Below are 23,554 nucleotides of genomic sequence, written 5' to 3'. Positions count from 1 at the left end.
TTCCCGCCCGCGCCCGGCCGCCCGTGCCCGGTCCCCGCCCGCGCCCGGCCGCGCCCGGCCGCATGATCAACTCGGGGTCATTGATGTCGGGGTGTCCGAGGCGTCGGGACGCCCCGACATCATGGAAGTCGAGTCGATCATGCTGGGGCGCCGACCACGCCGCGTACGGTTGATGCGGGTATGGTGCTTTTGCCGGTGACGGCGGCCGGATGATCGTCCGAGTGGGCGTGACGGGGTGGGGTGGATTCGCCCCCGGGGTGGTGAACCTGTTAGCCTTGGCGCCGGCCCGCCCGGTGTAAGCCGGGTGGGACCGACGCCGGTCAGCCGGCGGAGGGGCTGTGGCGCAGACCGGTAGCGCACCTCGTTCGCATCGAGGGGGTCAGGGGTTCAAATCCCCTCAGCTCCACCCAGTTCAAAGGCCGTTTCCGCTAGTCGGGGACGGCCTTTTCGACTCCGGGGCGGCAGGGGTCAGCAGCCGGTCACGGTTCGTCTGTCTTGCCGTACCCCCCAATACGCTTCCTTGAATGAAGCGTCCAGTGCGGCAGGCGTACCTTGACATGATCGCCAAGCAGGTCGGGCCGGTGCTGCGAGGGCACGGCTTCAGGCGGTCGCACGGCACCTTCCGCCGGATCTCCGATGCCGGCCACGCGGCGGTCATCGAGTTCCAGGGTTCCACGAGCAGCTGGGACAGCACCTCGCTCTTCTACGTCAACCTCGGTGTCGCCACCGCCTCCTGGCTCGACTGGAAACAGGAGCGGTTGGGCGGGAACCGCCGCGACCGGCCCACGGCGTCGGTGGCTCAATGGTGGGCGCGGCTCACCGCAGACGCCCGTCACTCCGACGATTACGACCGGTGGGCGATCCGGTCGGTCGAGGAGGCCGAGGCGTGCGGGGCTGTGGTCGGTCAGGAATTGTCGGATCAGGCGGTGCCGACGTTCGATGCCTTCCTCGCGTACTACCTGCGACTCGACGAAGCCCTCGCCGAGGGACGAGAGGGCGATCTGATTCCGCTCTTCGACGCCCGACCCTCGGGTCCGCTCAAAGGCATTGGCCATTTCCGTCGGCTTGGCCACCCGTACGCGGTATGGATGTTGTCCAGGCGGAACGACCCGCAAACCTCAGGCGTCGGCTAACCCGGACGGCGGCGCCCCGGCCTCCGGACCGGGCCGCCGCCGTCCGAGGGATCAGCGGGTGAAATCGTCCTTCGCGTCTCGCGCGTCCTCTTGGACATGTTCGCCAGGCTGTCTGCCCCGGATTTCGTCCCGCTGCGCCACCTGTTCCGCCCGTGCCCGCTCCTCCTGGGCCATGTCGCCCAGCCGCGCGCGGGCCGGGCCGGCCAGCTTCTCGACGTTCCCGGTCGCCCTCTCGAAGCTCATGTCGCCTCCCTGTGGTCATGGCGAGAGCCAGGTTCCACTTCCTGTCTCGCGTCCCCGCCCGCCAGTGGTGGAAACCCGCCAGTGTCGGCCGGATCCCGACAGCCGGTGCGGAAGGTCAGCGACAGGGCCGTGTGGTGTGCGCAGTCCGTCGACGTGCCGGAGGCGGCGATCGTCGGCCGGTCAGCGACGGTGCCGCAGGCCGATCCGGAGTGCGCGGAGCAGCGTGCCGGGCCGGCTCAGGGCGGCCGGGTGCTCGAGCATGGTGGTGACCCGGCTCAGTCGGGCGCTCAGCACCGGATCGATCTGCGAACCCCGGAAGACCAGGTTGCCGAACCACTTGGCGAGCTTGTACCCGCGCGGGTACGGCCCGTCGACGTGTGGCAGTTCGATGTCGGCCGAGGTCGAGATCTGCCAGGCGGCGTCGACGATCACCCGGACCTGGTCGAAGTAGGCGTGCGCCGGCTCCTCGTGGGGTCTCGGGCCGGAGCGAAGGTACGCCGACAGGCAGGAGGCGTGCAGCATCGCGGAGGTCATGCCCTGGCCGTACACCGGGTTGAACGAGGCGACCGCGTCACCGACGGCGACCAGGCCCGCGGGCAACCGGTCGAGCTTGTGGAAGTCCCGACGCCGGCTGTCGGCCTGGTGGTACGTGATCACCTCGCCCAGCATCTCCCCACGCTCGGCGATGTCGCCGAACATCTCCGGATAGTGCTTGCGGCAGCGGGCGGTGAAGTCGGCGACGTCGCGGCTGGGACGGTCGTCGTCGTAGCCGGCGACCAGCATCATCCAGCGGTCGTTCTCGACCGAGTTGATCCCGCCGATGCGGGCGGTGCGGCCCTTGCCGGCCATGGTCTGGTAGACCACCACCCAGGTGTCGCTGACCTTCTCGTCCCGCTTGAAGAGCGCGGTCGCGTAGTTCAACTTGATCGGCATTCGCTGCATCGGGGGGCGCGGCCACCCGTCGCCGGCCAGCCAGTCGCTCAGCCTGCTGGACCGTCCCATCGCGTCGACCACCAGATCCGCCGGTTCGACGACCGCCTCGGCGCCGTCCTGCGGCACGTATCGCGCGCCGGTGACCCGCCCGTCGGCGTAGACCAGGCCGTCCGCCCGGCCGTACGCCATCCGGACGTTCTTCACGGCGAGCGTGTGCCGCCGGACCAGCGCCTCCAGGAACGGTCGGGTGGTGATCAGCATCGGCCCGGTGGCCGTCGCCGGTGGCGGCACGCCCAGCACCCCGTTCACGAAGGTCTTCGCGGTGGCGTCCGGGGCCGGTGGCAAGGGCGCGCCGAGCGCGAGCGCCTCCTCGGCGATGCCGGGGAACCAGCGCTCCAACTGCACCTGACCGGCGGGCAGCAGCGCGTGCACCTGGCTGCCCTGCGGTACGCCGGGCCGGGGCCCGTGGTCCGCCTCGGAGGGATCCCGCTCGACGATCAGCACCTCCTCGGCGTGGTCGCTGAGCACCCGGGCGGCCATCAGCCCAGCGATGCTGCCGCCGAGCACGACCGCACGTCGCATGACGACGCTGGTGTCGGTCGGCTGGTCGGCCGTCGCTATCGCCGCGAACGTCCGGGACGGTGAGGGGCGCATGCGATCACTCCTTGGCTGGTCGGAGAGGTCGGCACCGCAGCCGGGTGGGTCAGCCGCGCCGCCACTTCTGGTGCGCTCCGCCGTTGCAGTCCCAGAGCTGCAACCGGGCGCCGTTGTTCGGGTTGGCGTCGATTACGTCGACGCACTTGTCCGCTCGTACGTACACCAGGTCGTGGGCGTTGTTCAGGTTGAACCGTTGCGAACTCGCGCCGGTGCAGTCGGCCAACTGGATCGCGGCGCCGTTCTCCGTCGAGTGTCCGGCAACGTCCAGGCACTTGCCCATAGAGCGGACCGTGCCGTCGCCGGGGAAGGTCCACAACTGTCCGGCCGTACGGCGACAATCCCAGATCCGCAGCCGGGCGCCGGCGGTGGCGTTGCCGCCCGGAATGTCGATGCAGCGGTTACTGGCGAAGCTGACGATCTGGTCACCGGCGGGCGGAGCGGCCGGAACCGAGGGCGGCGGGGCGCCCGCCGAGGCGGGCGGTCGCACCGGCTCCGTCGAGCCGGTGGTCGGGCTGCCGCCCGTGCTGGGCGAGGCCTGCCCGTGCCCGGGACCGGCCGGCGTGGACCTCGACGGTTCGCCGGTGACCGGCGGAAGGCCCTGGAATCCATCGGTGACCAGCGAGAAGGTGCTCCGGCTGGCCGACCATTCGGCGTCCGCGGTGGTCCAGCCGATGGTGTACGCGTGCCGGTTGTGGCCGACGAAGGCGCGGCTCACGGCGTGCAGCCGCGTGCCGTCTCCGGCGGTGTACGTCCACTCCCACTCGGCGGCCTGCGCCTGGTACTTCACCGGGGCGAGGCGGATCTTCCGGTAGTCGTCGTACCGCTCGCGTTCCGCCCGCTCCCGTGCTCGCAGCTCGGCGACCACGCTGCTGGGGACCGAGTCGAGTTCACCGACGACGAGCAGGCGGGCGCCGTCCGGCTCGCGGAACTCGAGCCGCTCGCCGTCGCGTCGCAGCTGCCAGCCGTCCGGCACCGGGATGAGGAAGCGGGGGTCGTCGCGGTGGTAGTGCCAGCCCACGGGGGGCGGGGAGAGCTCCCGGGAAACCGGCGTGTCGGCGAGTGCGGAGGGGCTGGCGTTCGCCGCCGTGGCCCCGTCGTCGCCCGGTCTGCCGGAGAGCGCACCGTTCACCAGCGGCACGCCCAGCAGCAGTACGAGCAGCAGCACCACGCCGAGCGACCCGACCAGCAGACCGCGCCGCCGTCTTTTTGCTGAGCCGGTGGGTGCGGCGACGGGAGCGTCGGCGCCACCGGCGACGCTCGCCGTGGCCGCGCGGGGCCCGTCGGCTCCGACCGTGCCGGCCGCCATGGCAGCCGGCGACGCACCTGAGGGCGGTGTGGCGGACGGCGACGCGGCTGACGGTGACGTAGCCGACGACGGTGCGGCCGAGGGCGGTGTGGCGGACGGCGACGCGGCTGAGGGTGACATGGCCGAGAGCGGCATGGCTGACGGCGACGCACCCGAGGGCGATGCGGCCGACGGCGGTGTGGCTGACGGTGGTGCGGCCGAGGGCGGCGCGGCTACCTCCGCCGGGGAGTCGGGGGCGGCGGCGATGAACTCGGGCACGATCCGCGGGCGGGGCCGGACGTCGGAGTTGACCCGGGTGATCGGCCCGTCCGGCTCCGCCGGAGCGACCCGGCCGGCGTCGGCGGTGGGGTCGTCCGAGGCGACGGCCCGGACCAGCATCCGATCCGCCTCCTCGGCGCTGATCCGCTGCTGCGGATCCCGGCGCAACAGCCCGTCCAGCAGCTCGGTGAGCGTGCCGGCCTGCCGTGGGGGTGGTGGCGCCTCGGTGGCGAGCGCGGCCAGCGTCGCTATCGGCGTGGAGCGGCTGTACGGCGTCCGCCCCTCGACCGCGGAGTAGAGGGTCGCCCCGAGCGACCAGAGGTCGGCGGCCGGACCGACGACACCGTCGGTGACCCGTTCGGGGGCGAGGTACGCGGGCGAGCCGAGAACCATGCCGGTTCGAGTGACGCGCGGGTCCCCGGGCAGGGTCGCCAGCCCGAAGTCCGTCAGTACGACCCGTCCGTCATCGGCGAGCAGCACGTTGGCGGGCTTGACGTCGCGGTGCAGGATCCCGGCCTCGTGTGCGGCGCGCAGCGCGCTCAGCAGCGCCAGCCCGATCCGGGCGGCGCGGGCCGGCGGCATCGGCCCCTCGGCATCGAGCACCTGCTGCAGCGTGCGCGACGGGACCAGCTCCATCACGATCCACGGGTCGCCGTCGGCGAGCAGTACGTCGAAGACGCGTACCACGTTGACATGGCCGAGGCGGGCGACGGCGCGCGCCTCGCGCATGGACCGTTCGCGCATCTCGTGCAGTTCGTCGTCACTCAGCCCGGGTGGCGCCACGAGTTCCTTGAGGGCCACATCCCGTTGGAGCATTTCGTCGAGGGCCTGCCAAACACGACCCATCCCGCCTTGGCCGAGCGGACGGACGAGTCGGTAGCGATCAGCGATCAATCGTCGGGGGGCTTCGGGCACGAGAGGAGACGGTACTTGACGATGTTTACGGACCCCATTGCCGGCGGGGACGGAATAGCGACAGTTGCGCAGGTCTCACCACTCGCCGATCCCTTTCCTGTCGCCCATTCAAGAATGAACTCTACTTTTCGTGCGTCCATTGTCGCCGGAAGCAATGTTACTAACACGTAGAAGGGTGAGCCGGGAGTGTAAGTGAACGGGAATCGCATTCTGGATTGCCGCGCTGACTCGTCGGTAACGACGTGGCAGGCTGTGTTCATGGAAGATCAGTCACCCCTCTCGGCCGACGAGGTGCTGGATGTCGTCGACGAACACGACCGGGTGGTGGGGCAGGCGCGGCGCGACGAGGTGTACGCGAACCGGCTCCGGCACCGCTGCGCGTTCGTGTTGGCCCGCGACGACGACGGTCACGTCTTCGTGCACCGGCGTACCGCGCGCAAGCTCGTCTTCCCGTCGCTCTACGACATGTTCGTCGGCGGGGTGGTCGGTGCGGGGGAGTCGTACGACGAGGCGGCGCTGCGGGAGGCCGAGGAGGAGCTGGGGGTCGCCGGCCTGCCCGCGCCCGTGCCGCTCTTCAAGTTCCTCTACGAGACGCCGCAGCACAGTTGGTGGTCGTACGTCTACGAGGTGCGTTGCCCGTCGACGGTCGCGCCGCAGCCCGAGGAGGTGGCCTGGCACGCGTTCCTGACCGAGGCGGAGTTGGAGCGGCGGCTCACCGAGTGGGACTGGGTGCCGGACGGCTTCGACGCCTACCGGCGGCTGCTCGCCTGGCGCGCGACGAGGCCGGCGGACCAGTCATGACCGGCACGAGCCCGGTACCCGCCGACGCCGCCCGGTGGACCATGACGTTCGACAGCGCGGACCCGCCGACACTGGCCGCCTTCTGGAAGACCGCACTGGGCTACGTCGACGCGGAACCCCCGGCGGGCTTCGCCGACTGGCCGGCGTTCTTCCGCCACCACGACGTACCCGCCGACGAGTGGGGCGACGTCGCCTACCTGGCGGATCCGACCGGGGCCGGCCCCCGGATCTCGTTCCTCAAGGTTCCCGAACCCAAGGTGGCGAAGAACCGGATACACCTCGACCTTCAGGCCGGCGGGGGGCGCGGCGTGCCGTGGGAGGTCCGGGCGCCGAGGGTCCGCGCAGCGGTCGAGCGGCTGGTCGCGGCGGGCGCGAGGGTGCTGCGGGAGGACGAGGTGGACGGTCGGCTCGATCACGTGGTGCTGGCCGATCCGGAGGGGAACGAGTTCTGCGCGGTGTGACCGGTGGGAGGCCGGCCGGGCGGCCGGCCTCCCGGTCATCGCTACGGACGCCAGGAACCGGCCGTCTGGAAGCGGTGCAGGTACTCCAGCATCCCGTTCTTGTTCGCGACGTTGAAGACCACCGTGCCGGTCCGCTTGCGGCCCGCCGAGACCTCGCCGGGCTCCAGGTTCTCACCGCAGCCGGCGAAGAGCCCGGCGATGGCGTTCGTCTCCGTGCCGTCGGCCGCCACCCACTGGAAGTAGAGCGGGTTCACCGAGACGGTGCCCTTGGTGACCTCGACCGTGACGTCCGCGATCAGGTACATGCCCTTGTCCGGCTCCGGCGCGAACTCGTTGCACCCCTTCGTCCTGGTGCTGAACTTCGACACGGTGATCTCGACGGTGCCGTCGTCATCGGTGATCACCAGGGTGTCGCCGGCCGGCATGTTCGTGGTCTCGCCGTCGGTCGTCGCGTCGGGGCTGCTCGGCAGGGTCGGGGTGAGGACCGGCGGCTCGTCGGCGTCCTCGGTCGCCGGTGCGGTGGGCAGGGTGTCGACCACCTCGTCCGCCTTGTTCGCGCCGTAGATCAGCGCGGCGGCGCCGCCACCGCAGCAGAGCACGGCCAGCACCGCCGCCACGATGACGATGATCAGCACCGTCTTGTTCGACTTCTTCTGCGGCGGCTGCTGCCCGGGCGGCGGGAACCCGGGCGGCGGGTAGCCGGCGGGCGGGTAGCCGCTGGGCGCGGTCGGGTAGGGCTGTCCCGCCGGCGGGTACGGCCCGGGCGGCGTCGGCTGCTGGGCCGATCCGGGCGCGGCCCAGGGGTTACCGGAGACCGGCTGCTGAGGCGCGCCGGACACGGGCGGCTGAGGTGCGCCGGACACCGGCGGCTCGGGTGCGCCCGGGGCGGCCCAGGGACTGCCGGACACCTGTGGCTGGGGCATGCCGGGGGCGGGCGGCTGCGCGGCGCCCGGGACCGGCTGCTGGGGCACGGTCGGCTCGCCCGGCGGTTGCGGGGCCCCGGCGCTCGGCGCCCACGGGTTGTGCGGCATCGGACCCGTCGCCCCGGCCGACGCCGCCGGCATCGGGGTGGTCGCGCCGCCCTGGGTGAACGGGGCCTGCGGCATCGGAGTGGTCGCGCCGCCCGGCGTGAACGGCGCGGTCGGCATCGGGGTGGTGGCGCCGCCCTGGGTGAACGGGGCCGGCGGCATCGCAAGGGTCGGATCGGCCGGAGCGATCGGGGCGGGCGGCATCGCCACGGTCGGAGCGGCCGGAGCCGGCGGCAGCGGAGCCGTCGCGTCGCCGGGCGTCGGTCCGCCGTGCGGCACCGGTGACATCGGGGCCGTCGGGAACGCCTGCGTCGGCGGCTCCGGGTGCGGCTGGTCGGGATCGTGCGGCCCGGCGGGCGGCTCGGGGTGGCTCACCGTACTCCTTGGATCGTGGCGGGGGAGGGGAGGAACGCGCCGACGCTACCGCGCCCGGGCGACGGATTGTGCCCCGCCGGGGCCTGCCGCCGCTCGTCAGGGCAGGGGCAACACCGCCGCGGTGCGGACCAGACCGTCGGCCACGGCGAATCGGCCGTGCACCGCCCTCGGCGCGGTCGCGACCGGCGCGGCGTCGACCCGGGCGGGTGCGATCCGGGCGCAGAACGTGCCGGACTCCGGGTCGATCTCGACCAGGGCGTCGGTGAAGTCCAGCCAGGTGCCGACCACCGGATGCCAGACCTTGTAGATGGTCTCCTTGGCGCTGAAGAGCACGGCCGGCCAGGAGGTTCCGGCCGGCAGCCGTGCCAGGTGCTCGTCCTCCTCGGGCAGGCAGATCAGCCGGCGTACCCCCGGATTGAGCTCCTTGTGCTGCTCCGCGTCCATCCCCACGGAGCGGACCTCGGCGCTGCGGGCCGCGGCCGCCGCGCAGTAGCCCCGGGTGTGGGTGATGGTGCCGACCACGCCGGACGGCCAGACCGGGATCCGGTCGGCGGCCGGCACGGGGGCCGGCGGCAGCCCGAGCGTGGCCATCGCCCGCCGCGCGCAGACCCGCCCGGCGGTGAAGTCCCGCCGCCGGCTCTCCACCGCCCGTTCGCTGAGGCAGGCCAGCTCCTCGGCGAGGAGTCGACCGGTCCAGTCGTCGGGCCCGGCCACGGCCACCGCGACCTGCGGCGGCAGCAGGTCACGCATCGCCGGTCGCCGCGGGCTGCGGGTGCCCTGATCGCCGGCCGCGCCGCGGGTACGGACGGCCGTCCGTCAACTTTCTGACTGCCATGAATGGCGAAAGTACCGCAACTATGTAACACCGGATGGTTCCGAGGCGCTGTAGCCCAAGCACGGCACGGGGGGCATCGACCGCCGTTGTGATCGATTCGGGTCGGCGTACGCGTCCGGCCCCTGGCAGGAACCGAGAGGGAGTGCGATGACCGGTGGTGCGGGAGCGTCCGGCCCGGTGAGCGATGACCACGCACCGGAGCCGCCCGGCTGGAGCTGTGGTTCCTGCGGGGAGGACTGGCCGTGCGCGATGAAGCGCAGCCGGCTGCTTCAGGAGTACGGCGATCGCGCCACGCTCAGCGTCTACCTGGGCTCCTGCCTCGCCGCCGCCAGCGAGGACCTGCGCAACGTGTCCGTGACGTCCCTGCAGGACCGCTTCATCGGGTGGCTGCCCCGAGGGCCGCGGAACGCCTGAGTCTTCCCGCGTGCCGGTCCCGTCCCGACCTGCGTGGCTCGGGACGGGACCGGCTCGTCAGCGCCGGCGGGCGGTCAGGCGCGCCGGGGTCGGCGGGTGAGCGCGAAGCCGACCACGCCGGCCACCGCGGCCAGGACGCCGCCGATGCTCGTCCAGATCCACCGCGAGCCCAGCGCGGGCAGCAGCCCGTCGAACCAGCTCTCCTCGTCCGCGTCGTCCAGGGGTGCGGCGGCCTGCTCGTCGGTCAGCAGCGCGCCGGCCTGGGTGTTCGGCACCAGCGGCACCGCCAGCTCGCCGTCGTCGGCGGGAGCGCCGTCGCCGTCGGCGCCGACCAGCAGCCCGACCTCGATCGGTGCGCCCAGGTCCGGCTCCGGCACGTCGAGGACCGAGAGCCGGATGAAGTACGTGCCGGGCAGCGGGTCGGCCGACCAGGGCTCGGCCCACGGCCGCACCTCGCGCAGCGTGCAGCCGAGCGAGACCTCACTCGCCGTCTTGTCGACGGTCGGCGTCTGCGCACCCGCCGTGCACGCCTGCCGGCGACGCAACCCGTCGAAGACCTCGACGGTCCAGGTGGAGGCGCCGCTGCGGTCGGCGGGGAACGACACGGAGGCGGCGATGTCGTGCACCTGCCCCGCCTCGGCGGTGAACGACCAGTACAGGTAGTCGCCCGTCGAGGCGTCCACCCGTACCGGCTGACCGGCGGTGATCGTGGTCGCGGTCAGGAAGGAGGTGCCGGCACGGGTCACCGTCGTGGCGCCGGGGGACGGCGACGGCCCGTCGGTCGGGGCGGCGAGCGCCGTGGCGGGCAGCAGCACCGGACCGGCGGCGGCGACCAGCGCCGCCAGCGACCGGGTCAGAGTCGTACGCACGCTCACTTCTCCCTCCACGTGGCCACCCACCAGCGGGTCAGCAGGCCGGCGAGTAGACCGGTGATCAGGCCGGCCACGGTCAGCAGGGCCAGCAGCGCCCAACCGCGACCGAGATCCGGGCCTCGCGGCGTGGGCGACGCGGCCACCACGTCGACGGTCAGCTCCACCGGCAGGCCCGGGCTCGCCTCGGTTCCGGCGCGGGGCGCGAACGAGTTGGCGATCACCAGGCAGACCGTGGTCGGGGGGAGGAGCGCCGGGTCGGTCGGCTCGGCGCTGGCCCCGCCATCGGCGTCGTCCTGCTCGTCGGCGTCTTCCCGGTCGTCCGACCAGCGCAGGCCGGCCGAGACGACGTCCGCCCGGCCGCTGCCCGCGTCCACGCCACGGACCAGCTCCCGGCCGTCGGTCGCGACGGCCCGCAGCAGTACGCCGTAGTCCGGGTTGAGCGGCCGGTCCAGCGCCACGCTCACCGAGGCGCGCAGCTCCTGGCCCGGCCGCACCGGCACCCGGTACCAGCGGTGCTCGGAGAACTTCTCCCGGTCGGTGTAGACGCCGGGGGCGAGCAGCGGGGCGCCCTCGCAGACGGAGCCGCCGCCGACCACCGTCGGCGTCCGGGTGTACGTCTGCTGGGCCCGGTCGACCAGCTGCTTGATCCGGTTGGTCAGCTGGTCGGTGCTCTGCGCCGCGGTGTACGTGCCTCCGGTCGCGCCGGCGATGCAGAGCAGCTGCCGGCGTACCTTCTCGTCGGGGGCGAGGCCGAGCGTGTCGACGACCAGGCGGGTGCCCTGCGCGGCGAGCTCCCGGGCGACGTCGCACGGGTCCGGCGGCGCGCACGTGTCCTCGCCGTCGGTGATCAGCACGATCCGGCGGGTGGTGGCGCCGCTGCCCAGATCCTTGGCGGCTTCGCGCAGCGCGAGCCCGACCGGGGTGAACCCGGTCGGCCGCAGCCCGGAGACCGCGTCCTTCGCCTGGGACCGGTCGACCGGGCCCACCGGGACGATCTGCTGGGTGTCCCGGCAGCCGACCTTCTTGTCCTCACCCTTGTACGTCGCGCCGAGCACCCGGATGCCGAGCTGGGTCGTCTCCGGCAGCGCGTCGACGACGTCGTTGAACGCCTGCTGTGCCACCGAGATCCGGCTCCGGCCCTCGATGTCCCGGGCCCCCATCGAGCCGCTGACGTCGAGGACCAGCTCCACCCGGGGCGGCTCGGCGGGGCCCGGCTCGTCGGCCATGGCCGGCACCGGCCCGAGCAGCGCGGGGATCACCACCAGTCCGGCGAGGACGGTGGTGGAACGTCTTAAGTTGATCACCGGGCGAAGTGTAGTGACGTCCACTTAGGATGATCATCGGGGTGCGTCGACCCGATTCGTACGCCGACGACCCCTCCACCCGCGAGGTTCGGCGGGATCCGGCCGCGTCGACCGCTCCGCGCCGCCGCGGTCCCGAAGCGGCCCGCCATCGGCGCCGCATGCGTCGGCGGCGATGAGGCCTCGCGCCGGTGACCGTCGGTCAGCTGCCGGTTCTGTCCCGGTGACCTGAGGGGTATCCGTCAGAAATCTGACCGAAGTCGACCCGTTGTGCCGGTGGTGCGCGGTGGTTAAGCTTCTCGTGCGCGCCCCAATCGCCCGCTTCCCCCGTGGCAGGCGATCGGGGCGCGCTTCTCTGTCTCCAGGGCCCCGCACCCCACACGGTCGCCGTCGTGCGGCCGGACGCGCGGCGAGCCGGGCCGGCCGACGCGAGCGCGGCCGACCCGGCGCCGAGAGCGTCAGATCCAGCGACCGCCCAGCCACATGCGGGCCGACCAGTCCGCGTACCGCATCACCTCGCCGACGAAGATCGGGTAGAAGTACGCGAAGCAGAGCGCCACCAGCAGCAGGTAGCCGCCCGCGACGACGGCACCGATCAACCGGCGGTCGTGTCCCGCGTCGCCCGGGCCGACCGCGCGTGCCGCCCCGGCCCGCGCCGTCCCCGGTGAGACGATCGCGCCGAGCACGTACACCACCGCCAGCACCATGAACGGCAGCGCCGGAGCGGTGTAGAACGAGAACATCGTCCGGCCGTCCAGGGCGAACCAGAACCAGGGCAGCAGGCCGGCGGCGACCATCAGCAGGACGGCGCCCGCCCGCCAGTCCCGGCGGGCCAGGCCCAGCCAGGCGGTCGCCACCAGGGCCGGAAGGAACGACCACCAGAGCAGCGGGGTGCCGAGCAGCAGGATCTCCGCGGCGCAGTTCTCCGCCCCGCACGGGCCGTTGCCCGACCAGTAGAACGCCACCGGGCGGCCCAGCAAGAGCCACTGCCACGGCCAGGACTGGTACTTGTGCCCGTCGTCCAGATGGGTGTGGAAGCCGTACGCGGCCTTGTGGTACTCGAAGAGGTTGATCAGCGGCCCGATCACCGGGGTGTCGCTGAGTGGGGCGCCCGGATAGTTCGCGGCGACGCGGTAGTAGCCGTCGTCGGTGAAGAGCCAACCGGACCAGGTCGCCAGGTAGGTGACGACGAAGAGCAGGCCGGCCAGCGCCAGCCAGGGCGCCTCGTCGACGAGCGCGCTGCGCCAGGGTCGGCGTACGCCCGCCGACCGCCGGACGCCGGCCTCCCAGACGAGCACCAGCAGCACGAAGGCCGGCAGGAAGTAGAGCGCGCTCCACTTCACCCCGCAGGCGCCGGCGAAGAGCACCGCCGCGGCGAGCCGCCACCACGGCCAGCCGCGCCACCCGTTCGCCGGGCGGCCGGCCCGTCCGGGCCGGGTCGGGTCCAGTCCGGCGTCCAGCGCACGCGACCACTGCCGCCGCCGGGCGTCCCGGTCCAGCACCAGCGCACCGAACGCGGCCAGCACGAAGAAGAGCAGGAAGATGTCGAGCAGCGCCGTGCGGGAGAGCACCAGGTGGAAGCCGTCCAGGGCGAGCAGCAGGCCGGCCGCGCAGCCGAGCGCCGTGGACCGGAACAGCCGGCGTCCGATCCGCACCAGCAGCAGCACCGAGAGGGTGCCGACGACCGCCGCCGAGAAGCGCCAACCGAACTCGGGCGCGGTGGTGACGAGGTGCCCCGGCACCGAGATCCGGCTCTCCGCGTCCTGGTAGCCGAACGCCCACTCGCCGAGCCCGATGAGCCACTTGCCCAGCGGCGGGTGCACCACGTACGACGCGTTGCCGTCCTTGTAGTTCCACTCGACGCCGCGCGAGATCAGCCCGAACGCGTCCTTGGCGTAGTAGGTCTCGTCGAAGATCTTGCCCTTCGGGCCGGAGAGGCCGACGAAGCGCAGGATGCCGGCGATCAACACGACCACGCCGGTGGCCAGCCAGGACCACCTGTCGAACCGGGCCTCGACCGTGGCCAGCCGGGCCCGGACGATGCCTGGAACCACGCCACCGGCGTGCGGCCCGGCGTCGGCCGTACGCTCCGAATCGACCCGGGTAGCGCTCGCGCTCTGTGCTGTCGACGCACTCGTCACCCGGCGATCGTAGGCTGCGGTGGTGGCCGGTGGCGTCAGTCGTCCCCGATCCCCGCCACCACCGTCGATCGAGGAGCGGCAGACCCCGTGGGTGAAATGTCGGATGTTGGACGCCTTGTACTGCTGGGCGCGCCGCTCGGCAACCCGGCGGACGCCTCCGCCCGGTTCCGTGAGGTGCTCTCCACCGCCGACGTGGTGGCCGCGGAGGACACCCGCCGCCTCACCCGGCTGGCCCGCGACCTCGACATCACCATCCCGGGCCGAATCGTCTCCTACTTCGAGGGCAACGAGGAGCGGCGCACCCCCGAACTGGTCGAGGTGATCCAGGCCGGCTACCTCGTCGCCCTGGTCACCGACGGCGGCATGCCGAGCGTCTCCGACCCCGGCTACCGCCTGGTCCGCGCGGCGCTGGACGTCGGTGCGCCGGTCACCGCCGCGCCGGGGCCGAGCGCGGTCACCACCGCCCTCGCCCTCTCCGGGCTGCCCTGCGACCGGTTCTGCTTCGAGGGATTCCTGCCCCGCACGCCCGGCGCGCGCCGCTCCCGCCTGCGGGCGCTCGCCGCCGAGGAGCGCACGCTGGTCTTCTTCGAGGCCCCGCACCGGGTGACCAGCTCGCTGGCCGACCTGGCCGAGGCGTTCGGCGCGGACCGGCCCGCCGCGCTCTGCCGCGAGCTGACCAAGACGTACGAGGAGGTGCTGCGCCGCCCCCTCGGCGAGCTGGCCCGCTGGGCGGCCGAGGGGGAGCCGCGCGGCGAGATCACGCTGGTGGTGGCCGGGGCGCCCGAGACGGCCGCCGAGCGCCCCGACGACGACACGCTGCGCGCCGCCGTCGCCGACCGGGAGGCGGCCGGGCTCTCCCGGCGCGACGCGATCAGCGACGTGGCCACCGCGTACGGGCTGCGCCGCCGGGACGTCTACGGCGTCGTGCACCGCTGAGCGGGCAGGGCGCGCCGGCCCCGGCCGGGCGATGATCCGGGCGCGGGCTGTCCAGGGCGGGGCCGGTCACCAGGCCGCCACCAGGAAGCCGACCGTGATCAGCGCCGGACCGGCGAACGCGACGCCTGTCGCCCAGCGCCGGGCCCGCTGCCCCTTCAGCCGGGTGGCGCCGGTCCAGCGGGCGATCCCGGCGGCGCAGGCCGCCACCGCCAGCAGGCCGAGCAGCCAGCGCAGGTGCTGGGTCGCTCCGCCGGTGTCGGCGTACGCCGTCCCACCGTCCGGACCGGTCATCCGGGCCGGCAGCGCCCTACCCGTCTCGGCCCGGTCGGCCGGTACCCCGCTGACCCGCACTCCGTGCGCGACGAACCGCCGGTCCTCGGCGGTGAAGATGCCCCGGCAGCGCTGCGCCAAGCCGCTGCCGGCGCACTCCGTGATCACCGACGTGCCGCGCGTGGCGTGACCCACCGCGACCCAGAGCGGCCCGGCGCTCACCCAGGCGAAGAACGCCGCGACCAGGCTCAGCGCCAACAGTGCGGCGAGCCCCGGTAGCGGGTCGGGCGGATGGTTCCGGCGGGAGCGCCGCCGGCGGCGGGTGGCCTCCCGAGCCGGTCGGTCCCGTTCGCGCTCCGGCTCCGCCCGGATCGGGGTGCCGTCCCAGTGCACCTCCTCGATCGGTGGCCAGAACGTCGGGTCGTCCTCCGCCGGGTCGCCGTCGGTGCCGCGAACCAGGCGGCGCCAGCGCTTCGGCTGACGTACGGGCACCCGGCTGGGCAGGGCGTCCACCGGCGCTCCGGTCGTCGCCTCGACGGCGACGGCGGGCTCGGGCCCGTCAGCCTCCTGCTCCGGCGCGGACTCGCCGCCCTGTCGTGGCGCGGCGGCCCGGCCCGGGCGCTCCCCCGCCGGCTGCGGGGGCGGCCCACCGTCGGTTCCCTCCGGCTCCCTGGCGGTCCTGCTCCGGCTGCGGCGGCTGCGGGCCGGCGCGGGCACCGGACCGGTCCGCGGCGGCAGGTCCCGCTCGCGCCCGGCCGGCGTCGCCGGTCCGGCTCCTGACGACCGGGGCTCGTCCCCGACGGCGACCGCCGGTGTGGCGTCGTCGCCGGGCACCGGCCGGGGCTGCGGGGCCACCCCGGGCCCGCGTACCGGCCGGGGTGGCGGTGGCCCGTCGCCCGGGGCCTCGTCGTCCGGGGAGATCTCCCCCTCGCCGTCCGGCCGGGGCCGGCCGTCACCGGCGGGGACGTCCAGCCCGTCGGCGAGCGCCGCCCGCGAAGGGCGTTCGTCCGGTTCGCGCTGCGCTCGTCGACCAGCCACGACGTTCATTGCACACCCGTCCGGTGCCCCGATCCGGCAGCAAAAGCGCGTGTCGGCGACAAATCGGACCATCGGTCGAGGGGGTCTGGCCGGTCCGCCGACCCGGACGACGTGCCGGGCACCCGTATTGGTTCGCAGCTGCCCGGCACGGGTCATTAGGCTTGCTGGTCATGAGTCACGTTCTCGCGGCGGTTGCCTGGCCGTACGCCAACGGCCCGCGCCACATCGGCCACGTCTCCGGTTTCGGCGTTCCCTCCGACGTCTTCAGCCGGTACATGCGGATGGCCGGTCACGACGTGCTCATGGTCTCCGGCACGGATGAGCACGGCACGCCGATCCAGGTGCAGGCCGACGCCGAGGGGGTCACCCCGCGCGAGCTGGCCGACCGCTACAACCGGGTGATCGTCGAGGACCTGCACGGCCTGGGGCTCTCGTACGACCTGTTCACCCGCACCACCACCCGCAACCACTACGCGGTGGTGCAGGAGCTCTTCGAGGGGATGTACCGCAACGGCTACATCGTCCCGAAGACCACGATGGGAGCCATCTCCCCGTCCACCGGCCGGACGCTGCCCGACCGCTACATCGAGGGCACCTGCCCCATCTGCGGCTACGACAGCGCCCGCGGCGACCAGTGCGACAACTGCGGCAACCAGCTCGACCCCATCGACCTGATCAACCCGAAGTCGAAGATCAACGGGGAGACGCCGGAGTTCGTCGAGACCGAGCACTTCTTCCTGGACCTGCCCGCCCTCGCGGACGTGCTCCGGCAGTGGCTGGACGCCCGCGAGGGGTGGCGCCCCAACGTGCTGCGGTTCTCGAAGAACCTCCTCGACGACCTCCAGCCCCGCGCCATCACCCGGGACCTCGAGTGGGGCGTGCCGATCCCGCTCGACGGCTGGCGTGACCGGTCCGACAAGCGGATCTACGTCTGGTTCGACGCGGTCATCGGTTACCTCTCCGCCTCCATCGAGTGGGCCCGCCGCTCCGGCGACCCCGAGGCGTGGCGCCGCTGGTGGTCCACCGACGGGGAGGGCAAGGACGCCCGGACGTACTACTTCATGGGCAAGGACAACATCGTCTTCCACTCGGTGATCTGGCCCGCGCTCCTCGCCGGCTACTCGGGCGAGGGGGCGCGCGACGGCGAGCCGGGCGAGCTCGGGCGGCTCAACCTCCCCACCGAGGTGGTCTCCAGCGAGTACCTGACGATGGAGGGGCGCAAGTTCTCCTCGTCCCGCCGGGTGGTCATCTACGTCCGCGACTTCCTGGAGCGCTACGACGCCGACGCGCTGCGCTACTTCATCGCGGCCGCCGGCCCGGAGAGCAACGACACCGACTTCACCTGGGCGGAGTTCCTCCGCCGCAACAACGACGAGCTGGTCGCCGGCTGGGGCAACCTGGTCAACCGCTCCATCTCGATGGCGGCGAAGAACTTCGGCGCGGTCCCGCCGGTCGACCCGGCCGGCCTCACCGAGGCCGACGAGGCGCTGCTCGCCACCGCCCGGGCCGGCTTCGCCGTGGTCGGGGACCTGATCGGCCGGCACCGGCAGAAGCAGGCGATCGGCGAGGCGATGAAGGTGGTCGCCGAGGCGAACAAGTACCTCTCCGACCAGGCCCCGTGGAAGCTCAAGGACGAGGCCGACAAGCCGCGGATGGGCACCATCCTGCACGTCGCCCTCCAGGTGGTCAGCGACGCCAACACGCTGCTCACCCCGTTCCTGCCGCACTCGGCACAGAAGGTGCACGAGCTGCTCGGCGGCACCGGCGTGCACGCGCCGATGCCGCAGATCACCGAGGTGGAGGACCTCGACGGCGGGCCGGCGTACCCGGTGCTCACCGGCGACTACACGCAGGGCACGCGCTGGGAGTCCGTAGCGCTGACGGTGGGGCGGCCCCTCGCGGCGCCGAAGCCGGTCTTCCGCAAGCTCGACCCGTCCATCGTCGACGAGGAGCTGGCCCGGCTCGGCGCCTGACGACCGAGCCCACCGCACCGGCGGCGGGCCCGGTCCGGACACGGCGGTGCGGCCCGGGGCATCCCCGGGCCGCACCCCAACCGACCGGCCTGGCGGGCCGATCGTGTCCGGCTCGCGCCCCGCACCGGGCGCGGGCCGCGGAGGACGTCAGGCGCGGCTCATCGCCGGCGCGCCGATGAAGTCCATGATCGCCTTGTTGACCTCGTCGGCGTTCGTCCACGGGATGCCGTGCGGCGCGCCCTTCAGGGTGACCAGCTGGCTGCCCGCGAGCATCGGCTGCAACCGCTGGCCGGTGACCGCGTACGGCAGCACGTTGTCCTTGTCGCCCTGCACGATCAACACCGGAACGTCGATCTGCGGCAGGTCGCCCCGGAAGTCGGTCAGCCAGGCGTCCACGGAGTCGTAGGTGCCCTTGGCCGACGCCCGCGCGCCGATCTCCCAGTGCGCCCGGTACGCATCCTCGCTGACCAGCTTCCCCTTGTTCTCGTCCCAGTTGAAGAAGTTGTTGCAGAACTGGGTGAGGAAGGCGAACCGGTCCTGCAGGATCGCCTGCTGGAAGCCGTCGAACTTGCTCTTCTCGACGCCCTGCGGGTCGTCGGGGCTCTGCACCAGGAACGGCGCCAGCGGGGCCAGCATGATCGCCCGGTTCACCCGCTGCGAGCCGTACGCGCCGAGGTAGCGGGTCACCTCGCCGGTGCCCATCGAGTGGCCGACCAGGATCACGTCGCGCAGGTCCAGCTCGGAGAGCAGGACGTCGAGGTCGGCGGCGAAGGTGTCGTAGTCGTACCCCATGGTCGGCTGCGCCGAGCTGCCGAAGCCGCGCCGGTCGTAGGTGATCACCCGGTATCCGGCGTTCAGCAGTGGAAGGGTCTGTTTCTCCCAGGTCGCCCCGTTGAACGGGAAGCCGTGGACCAGCACGATCGGCTGGCCGGAGCCGTGGTCCTCGTAGTACAGATCGATGGGCGCGGAGTTCTCCGTACCCACGGTGATGAACGGCATGCTCTTCTCCTGAAGTCGGGCTCGGGTTCTCTCCTCGCCCGGCGCATTCCCGTCCGTTCCGCCGGTATGCCCCGCCCGCCTCGCCCTGCCCGGCGTCGTGCCCGGCCGTGCGCCCGTTCGTCCCCTTCAGAGGTGGTACGGGAAGTCCACCACCTGGACGTCCGTCACCTCCGGGCCCGGTGCCCAGACCTCGTACACGCCCCGGTCGTGGCACTGTGCCCCGGTGGTGGCCACCGCGTCCGGATCCGGCCGGCGCAGGCGCAGCCGCAGCCAGCCCGCCTCCTCCCGCAGCACGACGCAGGGCACGCCCCGCCACTGACCGATCCGCAGTCGGCGGGCCGCCGCCTCGACCGGGTAGCGGGCCGCCCGGGTCATCGCCAGCACCCGGAACCCGCCGGGCAGGTCGGCGACGGCCTCGTACTCGTTCCCGCCGTACGCCCCGACCAGGTGGGTGGAGCGGGGAGCCTCACCGACGGGCAGGTACTCCTGGTCGGGGGAGATCCCCGGCACCGCGGCGAGCAGGTGCCGCCACTGTGGCCCGACCATCCGCAGCCAGCCGCGCTGCTCCGCCTGGTAGGTGTACAACACCACCTCGACGCCCTCCGTCGGGTAGGCGAGCAGGCTGGCGTTCGCCGGCATCGGCAGGTCGGCGAAGTCCCGGGTGACGAACTCGGGGATCAGCTGGCTGTTGCTGGGCACGAAACCGGTGCCGAGCACCGGAGGACCCAGCCGGTCCCGTGGCGGCAGCGTGGTCAGCCCGCGGTGCGCCTCGCCCACCGGGACGTCGTAGTCGCCCGGGTCGGAGGCCCGCCAGCGCAGCGCGTACGCCACCTCCACCCCGTCCCGGTCCGCGTCGCCGTCGGTGCGCAGCAGTGACGCCGTGGCGGGCGTGCGCAGGTGCGCCACGTCGTGTTCCCGGTAGCAGAAGCCGTGCGGTAGCCACCCGCGCACGTACCCGGCGAGCTGCCGGGCGGAGAGCATCTTCACCATCCGGGTGCCCCGCCGGAGGGTCGCCGACCCGCGCACCACGCCGAGCACCGGGTCGCCGGCGGCGTCCGGCCGCTGACTGAGCTGGTGCACGTACGCCCAGCCCCGCTCCCGGTGCGCCGGCATCATGAGCGCCGGCTCCGGCTCCTCCGGCGGCTCGTTCCCGCCGTGCACCGCGGCCACCTCGGTGACGTGTACGAACCGGCGCCAGGGCAGGGCCGTGCCGGGTCGGGGCGCCCACTCGAACCCCGGCACCTCGTCGGCGCTGAACAACTCGTACGCCGCGCCCCGGGCGATCTCCTCCGCGGGGTAGACACCTCCGCCGTACGTGACCCGCAGTCCGGTACGCCCGTCGGCCTCGCCGCTGGTCTGTGGCGCGACGCTCATCGGATCACCGTGCCGTCGTACCCGCGATCTACCCACTCGCGTCGCCGCTGCGCGTCGGCGCGAGCGCCACGCGGCTGTTCCCAGTGGTTCGCTGCGTTCCGCTCGCTCACCGGGCGACCGTAGAATCGCCCTCGGTAATCGAGGTGAACAGCAGGTGGCGGGCGGGTGGACCGGCTCGGTGTGTGATCCTTTGGGTGATGAGCCAGCCAACCGAACAGCCGATCGACGCAAGCGAGTCCCGCAGCGCCCGTGCCGCCCGCCGGGCCGGAGAGTTCCCGCCTGCCCCGCAACCGCTGCCCCGTCCGGTGCTTGACAGCCACACTCATCTGGACATAACGGTCAGTGAGGCGGGTGTTCCCGGTGGCGGCCCCTCCGACGACCCGATCGGAACGGCCATCGAGGTGGCCAACCGGGTCGGGGTGGACCGTCTGGTGCAGGTCGGAGTGGACGTTCCCTCCTCCCGCTGGGGGGTGGAGACCGCGCAGCGGTATCCGGCGGTGGTGGCGACCGTGGCGCTGCACCCCAACGACGCCCCCCGCCTCCCCGACCTGGACGAGGCGCTGCGCGAGATCGAGGCGCTCGCCGCCCACGACCGGGTCCGGGGCGTCGGCGAGACCGGAATGGACTTCTTCCGCACCGGCGACGAGGGGCGCGCCGCCCAAGAGGAGAGCTTCCGGGCGCACATCGCCATCGCCAAGCGGTACGGCAAGGCGCTCGTCATCCACGACCGGGACGCGCACTCCGACGTGCTGCGCATCCTCGACGACGAGGGAGCGCCGGAGACCGTGGTGCTGCACTGCTTCTCCGGCGACGCCGAGTTCGCCGAGGAGTGCGTACGCCGCGGCTACCTCCTCAGCTTCGCCGGGACGGTCACCTTCGCCAGTGCCGCGGCGCTGCGCGAGGCCGCCGCGTCGACCCCACTCGACCAGATCCTCGTGGAGACCGACGCCCCGTACCTCACCCCCACGCCGCACCGCGGCCGCCCGAACGCGTCGTACCTCATCCCGCTGACCGTCCGGGCGCTCGCCGCGTCGACCGGCGCCGACCTGGACGAGCTCTGCGCCGCGATCTCCGCCACCGGCGACCGGGTCTTCGGCCCGTGGTGAGCTCCGTGCCGGAGCAGAGCTGCGACCCGGGGTGCTTCCGGAGCGCCCGGCCGCGCCCCCTACGCTGCTGCCCATGAGCGGTCTCCTCGGCCCGGCGGAGATCCGGGACCTGGCCGCCCGGCTCGGTGTCGCCCCGACGAAGAAGCTCGGGCAGAACTTCGTGCACGATCCGAACACCGTGCGGAAGATCGTCAGCACCGCCGGGCTCGCGCCCGACGACGTGGCGCTGGAGGTCGGCCCCGGGCTCGGCTCGCTCACCCTGGCCCTGCTCCCGGTCGCCGCGCACGTACACGTCGTCGAGATCGACCCGGTGCTGGCCGGCGCGCTACCGGAGACCGCCGCCCGGCATGCCGGAGCGGACGCCGCCCGGCTCACCGTGCACCACGCGGACGCGCTGCGTGTCACCGCCGCCGACCTCGGCGACCCGGCCCCCACCGCGCTGGTGGCGAACCTGCCCTACAACGTCGCCGTGCCCGTGGTGCTGCACCTGCTCGCCGAGCTGCCCGGGCTGCGGCACGGCCTGGTGATGGTGCAGAAGGAGGTCGCCGACCGGTTGGTCGCCGGCCCCGGCTCCAAGGTGTACGGCATCCCGTCGGTCAAACTCGCCTGGTACGCGCGGGCCCGGGCGGCCGGTCGGGTCCCGCCGAACGTCTTCTGGCCCGTGCCGAACGTCGACTCCGGCCTGGTCGGCTTCACCCGGCGCGAACCGCCCCGGGCCGACGTGACCCGCGAACGGGTCTTCGCCGTGGTCGACGCGGCCTTCGCCCAGCGGCGCAAGACCCTGCGCGCCGCCCTCGCGGGCTGGGCCGGCGGCGCCGACCGGGCCGCCGCCGCGCTCACCGCCGCGGGCGTCGATCCCGGGGCGCGGGGCGAGGCGCTCACCGTCGAGCAGTTCGCCGCCATCGCCGCGTCGGCTCCGGCCGCCGCAGGCGCCGGGCAGTAGGCTGGGCGCCGTGCCCGCCGGCCTGCCGCACCACTCGAGGATCGAGCAGGATCCGTTGCACGTCTACGCGTACGACCTGGTCGACGGCCGGTACCAGCCGGTCGCCGACGCTGCCGAGGAGCTGATCGTGGAGAAGCCGTTCGACATCCGTCCGAGCCTGCGGGACATCGCCCCGTGACCGAGGCCTGGCGACCGGACGGCGAGGACGAGCGGCGCGGGGCCATGGGCCCGGTGAAAGTCCGGGTGCCCGCCAAGGTCAACCTGCACCTGGGCGTGGGCCCGTTGCGCCGCGACGGCTACCACGAGCTGAACACCGTCTACCACGCGATCTCCATCTACGACGAGCTGACCGCCCGCCGCGGCGACACCCTCACCCTCACCATGGAGGGCGAGGGCACCGGCGAGCTGGCCCTGGACGACTCCAACCTGGTGATGCGGGCCGCCCACGCGCTCGCCGGGTACGCGGGCGTGCTCCCGCACGCCCGGCTGCACCTGCGCAAGCAGATCCCCCTCGCCGGCGGTCTGGCCGGCGGCAGCGCCGACGCGGCGGCCACCCTCGTGGCCTGCGACGCACTCTGGGGCACCGGGCTCACCCGTGACGAGCTGGCCGGGATCGCCGCCGACCTCGGTTCGGACGTGCCGTTCCTGATCCACGGCGGCACGGCGCTGGGCACCGGGCGCGGCGAGGCGGTCAGCCCGGTGCTGGCCCGCCCGACCTCCTGGTACTGGGTCGTCGCCATCGCGGACGGCGGTCTCTCCACTCCGGCCGCCTACCGGGAACTGGACCGGCTCCGCGAGGCCGGCACCGCCGGCCCGCCGCTCGGCGCCACCGACGCGCTGCTCGCCGCGCTGCGCCAGCGGGACCCGCGGGTGCTCGCCGCGACGCTCGGCAACGACCTGCAGGACGCCGCCCTCGCCATGCGCCCCGCCCTCGCCGAGACGCTCAAGGCGGGCGAGGCGGCCGGTGCGCTCGCCGGCCTCGTCTCGGGATCCGGACCGACCTGCGTCTTCCTCGCCGAGAACGGCGCGCGAGCCGAGCGGATCGCCGCCGAACTCACCGCGGCCGAGGTGTGCCGTGAGGTCCGGGTGGCCCACGGCCCGGTAGCCGGCGCGCGGATCGTCTGACGCCCGCCACCACCCCGAGACCCGTCGGGCCGCCGGGGAGCCTGCCGCGCCCCGAGCGCCGCGTACGCTGGAGGGCCAGGCGTCCCGTGCCCGCCGGCACCGGACGCCTTGATCATG

Annotated in this window: 21 protein-coding genes and 1 tRNA gene; 11 read left to right on the top strand and 11 right to left on the bottom strand. The window is 73.4% G+C overall.

Features of this window, described 5'->3' with window-relative positions; translation table 11 throughout:
* The first annotated feature begins 332 nt into the window (after window positions 1-332).
* Window positions 333-406 (top strand) — tRNA-Ala (locus D7147_RS01685).
* 118 nt (window positions 407-524) lie between these two features.
* Window positions 525-1,133 carry a DUF4304 domain-containing protein gene (locus D7147_RS01680; protein WP_120673455.1) on the top strand — a complete coding sequence of 203 codons (609 nt, stop codon included), beginning with the start codon at window positions 525-527 and terminating at the stop codon, window positions 1,131-1,133.
* Between the two features lie 51 nt (window positions 1,134-1,184).
* On the opposite strand, the gene D7147_RS01675 is transcribed toward D7147_RS01680, so the two are convergent.
* The 3 genes from D7147_RS01675 to D7147_RS01665 form a co-directional block, all read right to left on the bottom strand.
* Complete coding sequence (locus D7147_RS01675) at window positions 1,185-1,376, bottom strand: general stress protein CsbD (protein WP_120673454.1); 192 nt, start codon at window positions 1,374-1,376, stop codon at window positions 1,185-1,187.
* A 180-nt stretch (window positions 1,377-1,556) separates the two neighbouring features.
* The gene (locus D7147_RS01670; RefSeq protein WP_120673453.1) at window positions 1,557-2,963 is read right to left on the bottom strand and encodes an FAD-dependent oxidoreductase; all 1,407 of its coding nucleotides are present in this window, start codon (window positions 2,961-2,963) and stop codon (window positions 1,557-1,559) included.
* A gap of 49 nt (window positions 2,964-3,012) precedes the next feature.
* Window positions 3,013-5,445 (bottom strand): serine/threonine protein kinase, encoded by a 2,433-nt coding sequence (locus D7147_RS01665; protein WP_158609256.1) that lies wholly within the window; start codon window positions 5,443-5,445, stop codon window positions 3,013-3,015.
* A gap of 258 nt (window positions 5,446-5,703) precedes the next feature.
* Between D7147_RS01665 and D7147_RS01660 the strand changes: the two genes are divergently transcribed.
* On the top strand, window positions 5,704-6,246 hold the full coding sequence (locus D7147_RS01660) for an NUDIX domain-containing protein (RefSeq protein ID WP_120673941.1): 543 nt from the start codon (window positions 5,704-5,706) through the stop codon (window positions 6,244-6,246).
* A complete protein-coding gene (locus tag D7147_RS01655; protein ID WP_233562866.1) occupies window positions 6,243-6,707 on the top strand; it encodes a VOC family protein in 465 nt (154 codons plus the stop codon). The genes D7147_RS01660 and D7147_RS01655 overlap by 4 nt, the downstream gene beginning before the upstream one ends.
* 41 nt (window positions 6,708-6,748) lie before the next feature.
* Here the strand turns inward: D7147_RS01655 and D7147_RS01650 are convergent, their stop codons facing one another.
* Window positions 6,749-8,110, bottom strand: coding sequence for a DUF4352 domain-containing protein (locus D7147_RS01650; RefSeq protein ID WP_233562865.1), 1,362 nt, complete (start codon window positions 8,108-8,110; stop codon window positions 6,749-6,751).
* A gap of 96 nt (window positions 8,111-8,206) precedes the next feature.
* The gene (locus D7147_RS01645; protein WP_120673452.1) at window positions 8,207-8,860 is read right to left on the bottom strand and encodes a 4'-phosphopantetheinyl transferase family protein; all 654 of its coding nucleotides are present in this window, start codon (window positions 8,858-8,860) and stop codon (window positions 8,207-8,209) included.
* A 262-nt stretch (window positions 8,861-9,122) separates the two neighbouring features.
* On the opposite strand from D7147_RS01645, the gene D7147_RS01640 reads away from it, so the two are divergent.
* Window positions 9,123-9,359: a hypothetical protein gene (locus D7147_RS01640; RefSeq protein WP_233562864.1), complete on the top strand. Its 237-nt coding sequence runs from the start codon at window positions 9,123-9,125 to the stop codon at window positions 9,357-9,359.
* Window positions 9,360-9,433: 74 nt separating this feature from the next.
* Here D7147_RS01640 and D7147_RS01635 read toward each other — a convergent pair whose 3' ends face one another.
* From D7147_RS01635 to D7147_RS01625, 3 genes are all read right to left on the bottom strand, one after another.
* On the bottom strand, window positions 9,434-10,228 hold the full coding sequence (locus D7147_RS01635) for a peptidase (RefSeq protein ID WP_120673938.1): 795 nt from the start codon (window positions 10,226-10,228) through the stop codon (window positions 9,434-9,436).
* Between the two features lie 2 nt (window positions 10,229-10,230).
* Window positions 10,231-11,535 (bottom strand): VWA domain-containing protein, encoded by a 1,305-nt coding sequence (locus D7147_RS01630; RefSeq protein ID WP_148481505.1) that lies wholly within the window; start codon window positions 11,533-11,535, stop codon window positions 10,231-10,233.
* 455 nt (window positions 11,536-11,990) lie between these two features.
* On the bottom strand, window positions 11,991-13,673 hold the full coding sequence (locus D7147_RS01625; RefSeq protein ID WP_120673450.1) for a dolichyl-phosphate-mannose--protein mannosyltransferase: 1,683 nt from the start codon (window positions 13,671-13,673) through the stop codon (window positions 11,991-11,993).
* An 87-nt stretch (window positions 13,674-13,760) separates the two neighbouring features.
* Between D7147_RS01625 and rsmI the strand changes: the two genes are divergently transcribed.
* The gene (rsmI, locus tag D7147_RS01620) at window positions 13,761-14,609 is read left to right on the top strand and encodes a 16S rRNA (cytidine(1402)-2'-O)-methyltransferase (protein ID WP_120673449.1); all 849 of its coding nucleotides are present in this window, start codon (window positions 13,761-13,763) and stop codon (window positions 14,607-14,609) included.
* Between the two features lie 66 nt (window positions 14,610-14,675).
* Here rsmI and D7147_RS32835 read toward each other — a convergent pair whose 3' ends face one another.
* Window positions 14,676-15,917 (bottom strand): hypothetical protein, encoded by a 1,242-nt coding sequence (locus D7147_RS32835; protein ID WP_233562863.1) that lies wholly within the window; start codon window positions 15,915-15,917, stop codon window positions 14,676-14,678.
* A gap of 170 nt (window positions 15,918-16,087) precedes the next feature.
* On the opposite strand from D7147_RS32835, the gene metG reads away from it, so the two are divergent.
* Window positions 16,088-17,890: a methionine--tRNA ligase gene (metG, locus tag D7147_RS01610; protein WP_120673448.1), complete on the top strand. Its 1,803-nt coding sequence runs from the start codon at window positions 16,088-16,090 to the stop codon at window positions 17,888-17,890.
* 147 nt (window positions 17,891-18,037) lie between these two features.
* On the opposite strand, the gene D7147_RS01605 is transcribed toward metG, so the two are convergent.
* Both D7147_RS01605 and D7147_RS01600 read right to left on the bottom strand, forming a co-directional pair.
* Window positions 18,038-18,889, bottom strand: coding sequence for an alpha/beta fold hydrolase (locus D7147_RS01605; RefSeq protein WP_120673447.1), 852 nt, complete (start codon window positions 18,887-18,889; stop codon window positions 18,038-18,040).
* A 126-nt stretch (window positions 18,890-19,015) separates the two neighbouring features.
* Window positions 19,016-20,263 carry a hypothetical protein gene (locus D7147_RS01600; RefSeq protein WP_120673446.1) on the bottom strand — a complete coding sequence of 416 codons (1,248 nt, stop codon included), beginning with the start codon at window positions 20,261-20,263 and terminating at the stop codon, window positions 19,016-19,018.
* A gap of 194 nt (window positions 20,264-20,457) precedes the next feature.
* On the opposite strand from D7147_RS01600, the gene D7147_RS01595 reads away from it, so the two are divergent.
* The 4 genes from D7147_RS01595 to D7147_RS01580 all read left to right on the top strand — a co-directional run bounded on the left by D7147_RS01595 (window position 20,458) and on the right by D7147_RS01580 (window position 23,437).
* Window positions 20,458-21,369, top strand: coding sequence for a TatD family hydrolase (locus D7147_RS01595; protein WP_120673445.1), 912 nt, complete (start codon window positions 20,458-20,460; stop codon window positions 21,367-21,369).
* A 73-nt stretch (window positions 21,370-21,442) separates the two neighbouring features.
* Window positions 21,443-22,312 carry a 16S rRNA (adenine(1518)-N(6)/adenine(1519)-N(6))-dimethyltransferase RsmA gene (rsmA, locus tag D7147_RS01590; RefSeq protein ID WP_120673444.1) on the top strand — a complete coding sequence of 290 codons (870 nt, stop codon included), beginning with the start codon at window positions 21,443-21,445 and terminating at the stop codon, window positions 22,310-22,312.
* A gap of 10 nt (window positions 22,313-22,322) precedes the next feature.
* Window positions 22,323-22,490 carry a Uma2 family endonuclease gene (locus tag D7147_RS01585; protein WP_233562862.1) on the top strand — a complete coding sequence of 56 codons (168 nt, stop codon included), beginning with the start codon at window positions 22,323-22,325 and terminating at the stop codon, window positions 22,488-22,490.
* Entirely contained in the window at window positions 22,487-23,437 is a 951-nt protein-coding gene (locus tag D7147_RS01580) for a 4-(cytidine 5'-diphospho)-2-C-methyl-D-erythritol kinase (RefSeq protein WP_120673442.1), read from the top strand. The genes D7147_RS01585 and D7147_RS01580 overlap by 4 nt, the downstream gene beginning before the upstream one ends.
* The last annotated feature ends 117 nt before the right edge of the window (window positions 23,438-23,554 follow it).

This window comes from Micromonospora musae, from assembly GCF_003626545.1.
Taxonomy (GTDB): Bacteria; Actinomycetota; Actinomycetes; order Mycobacteriales; family Micromonosporaceae; genus Micromonospora; species Micromonospora musae.
Note: the sequence above shows the minus strand (reverse complement) of the source record. Positions and strands in the feature narration are given on the sequence as shown.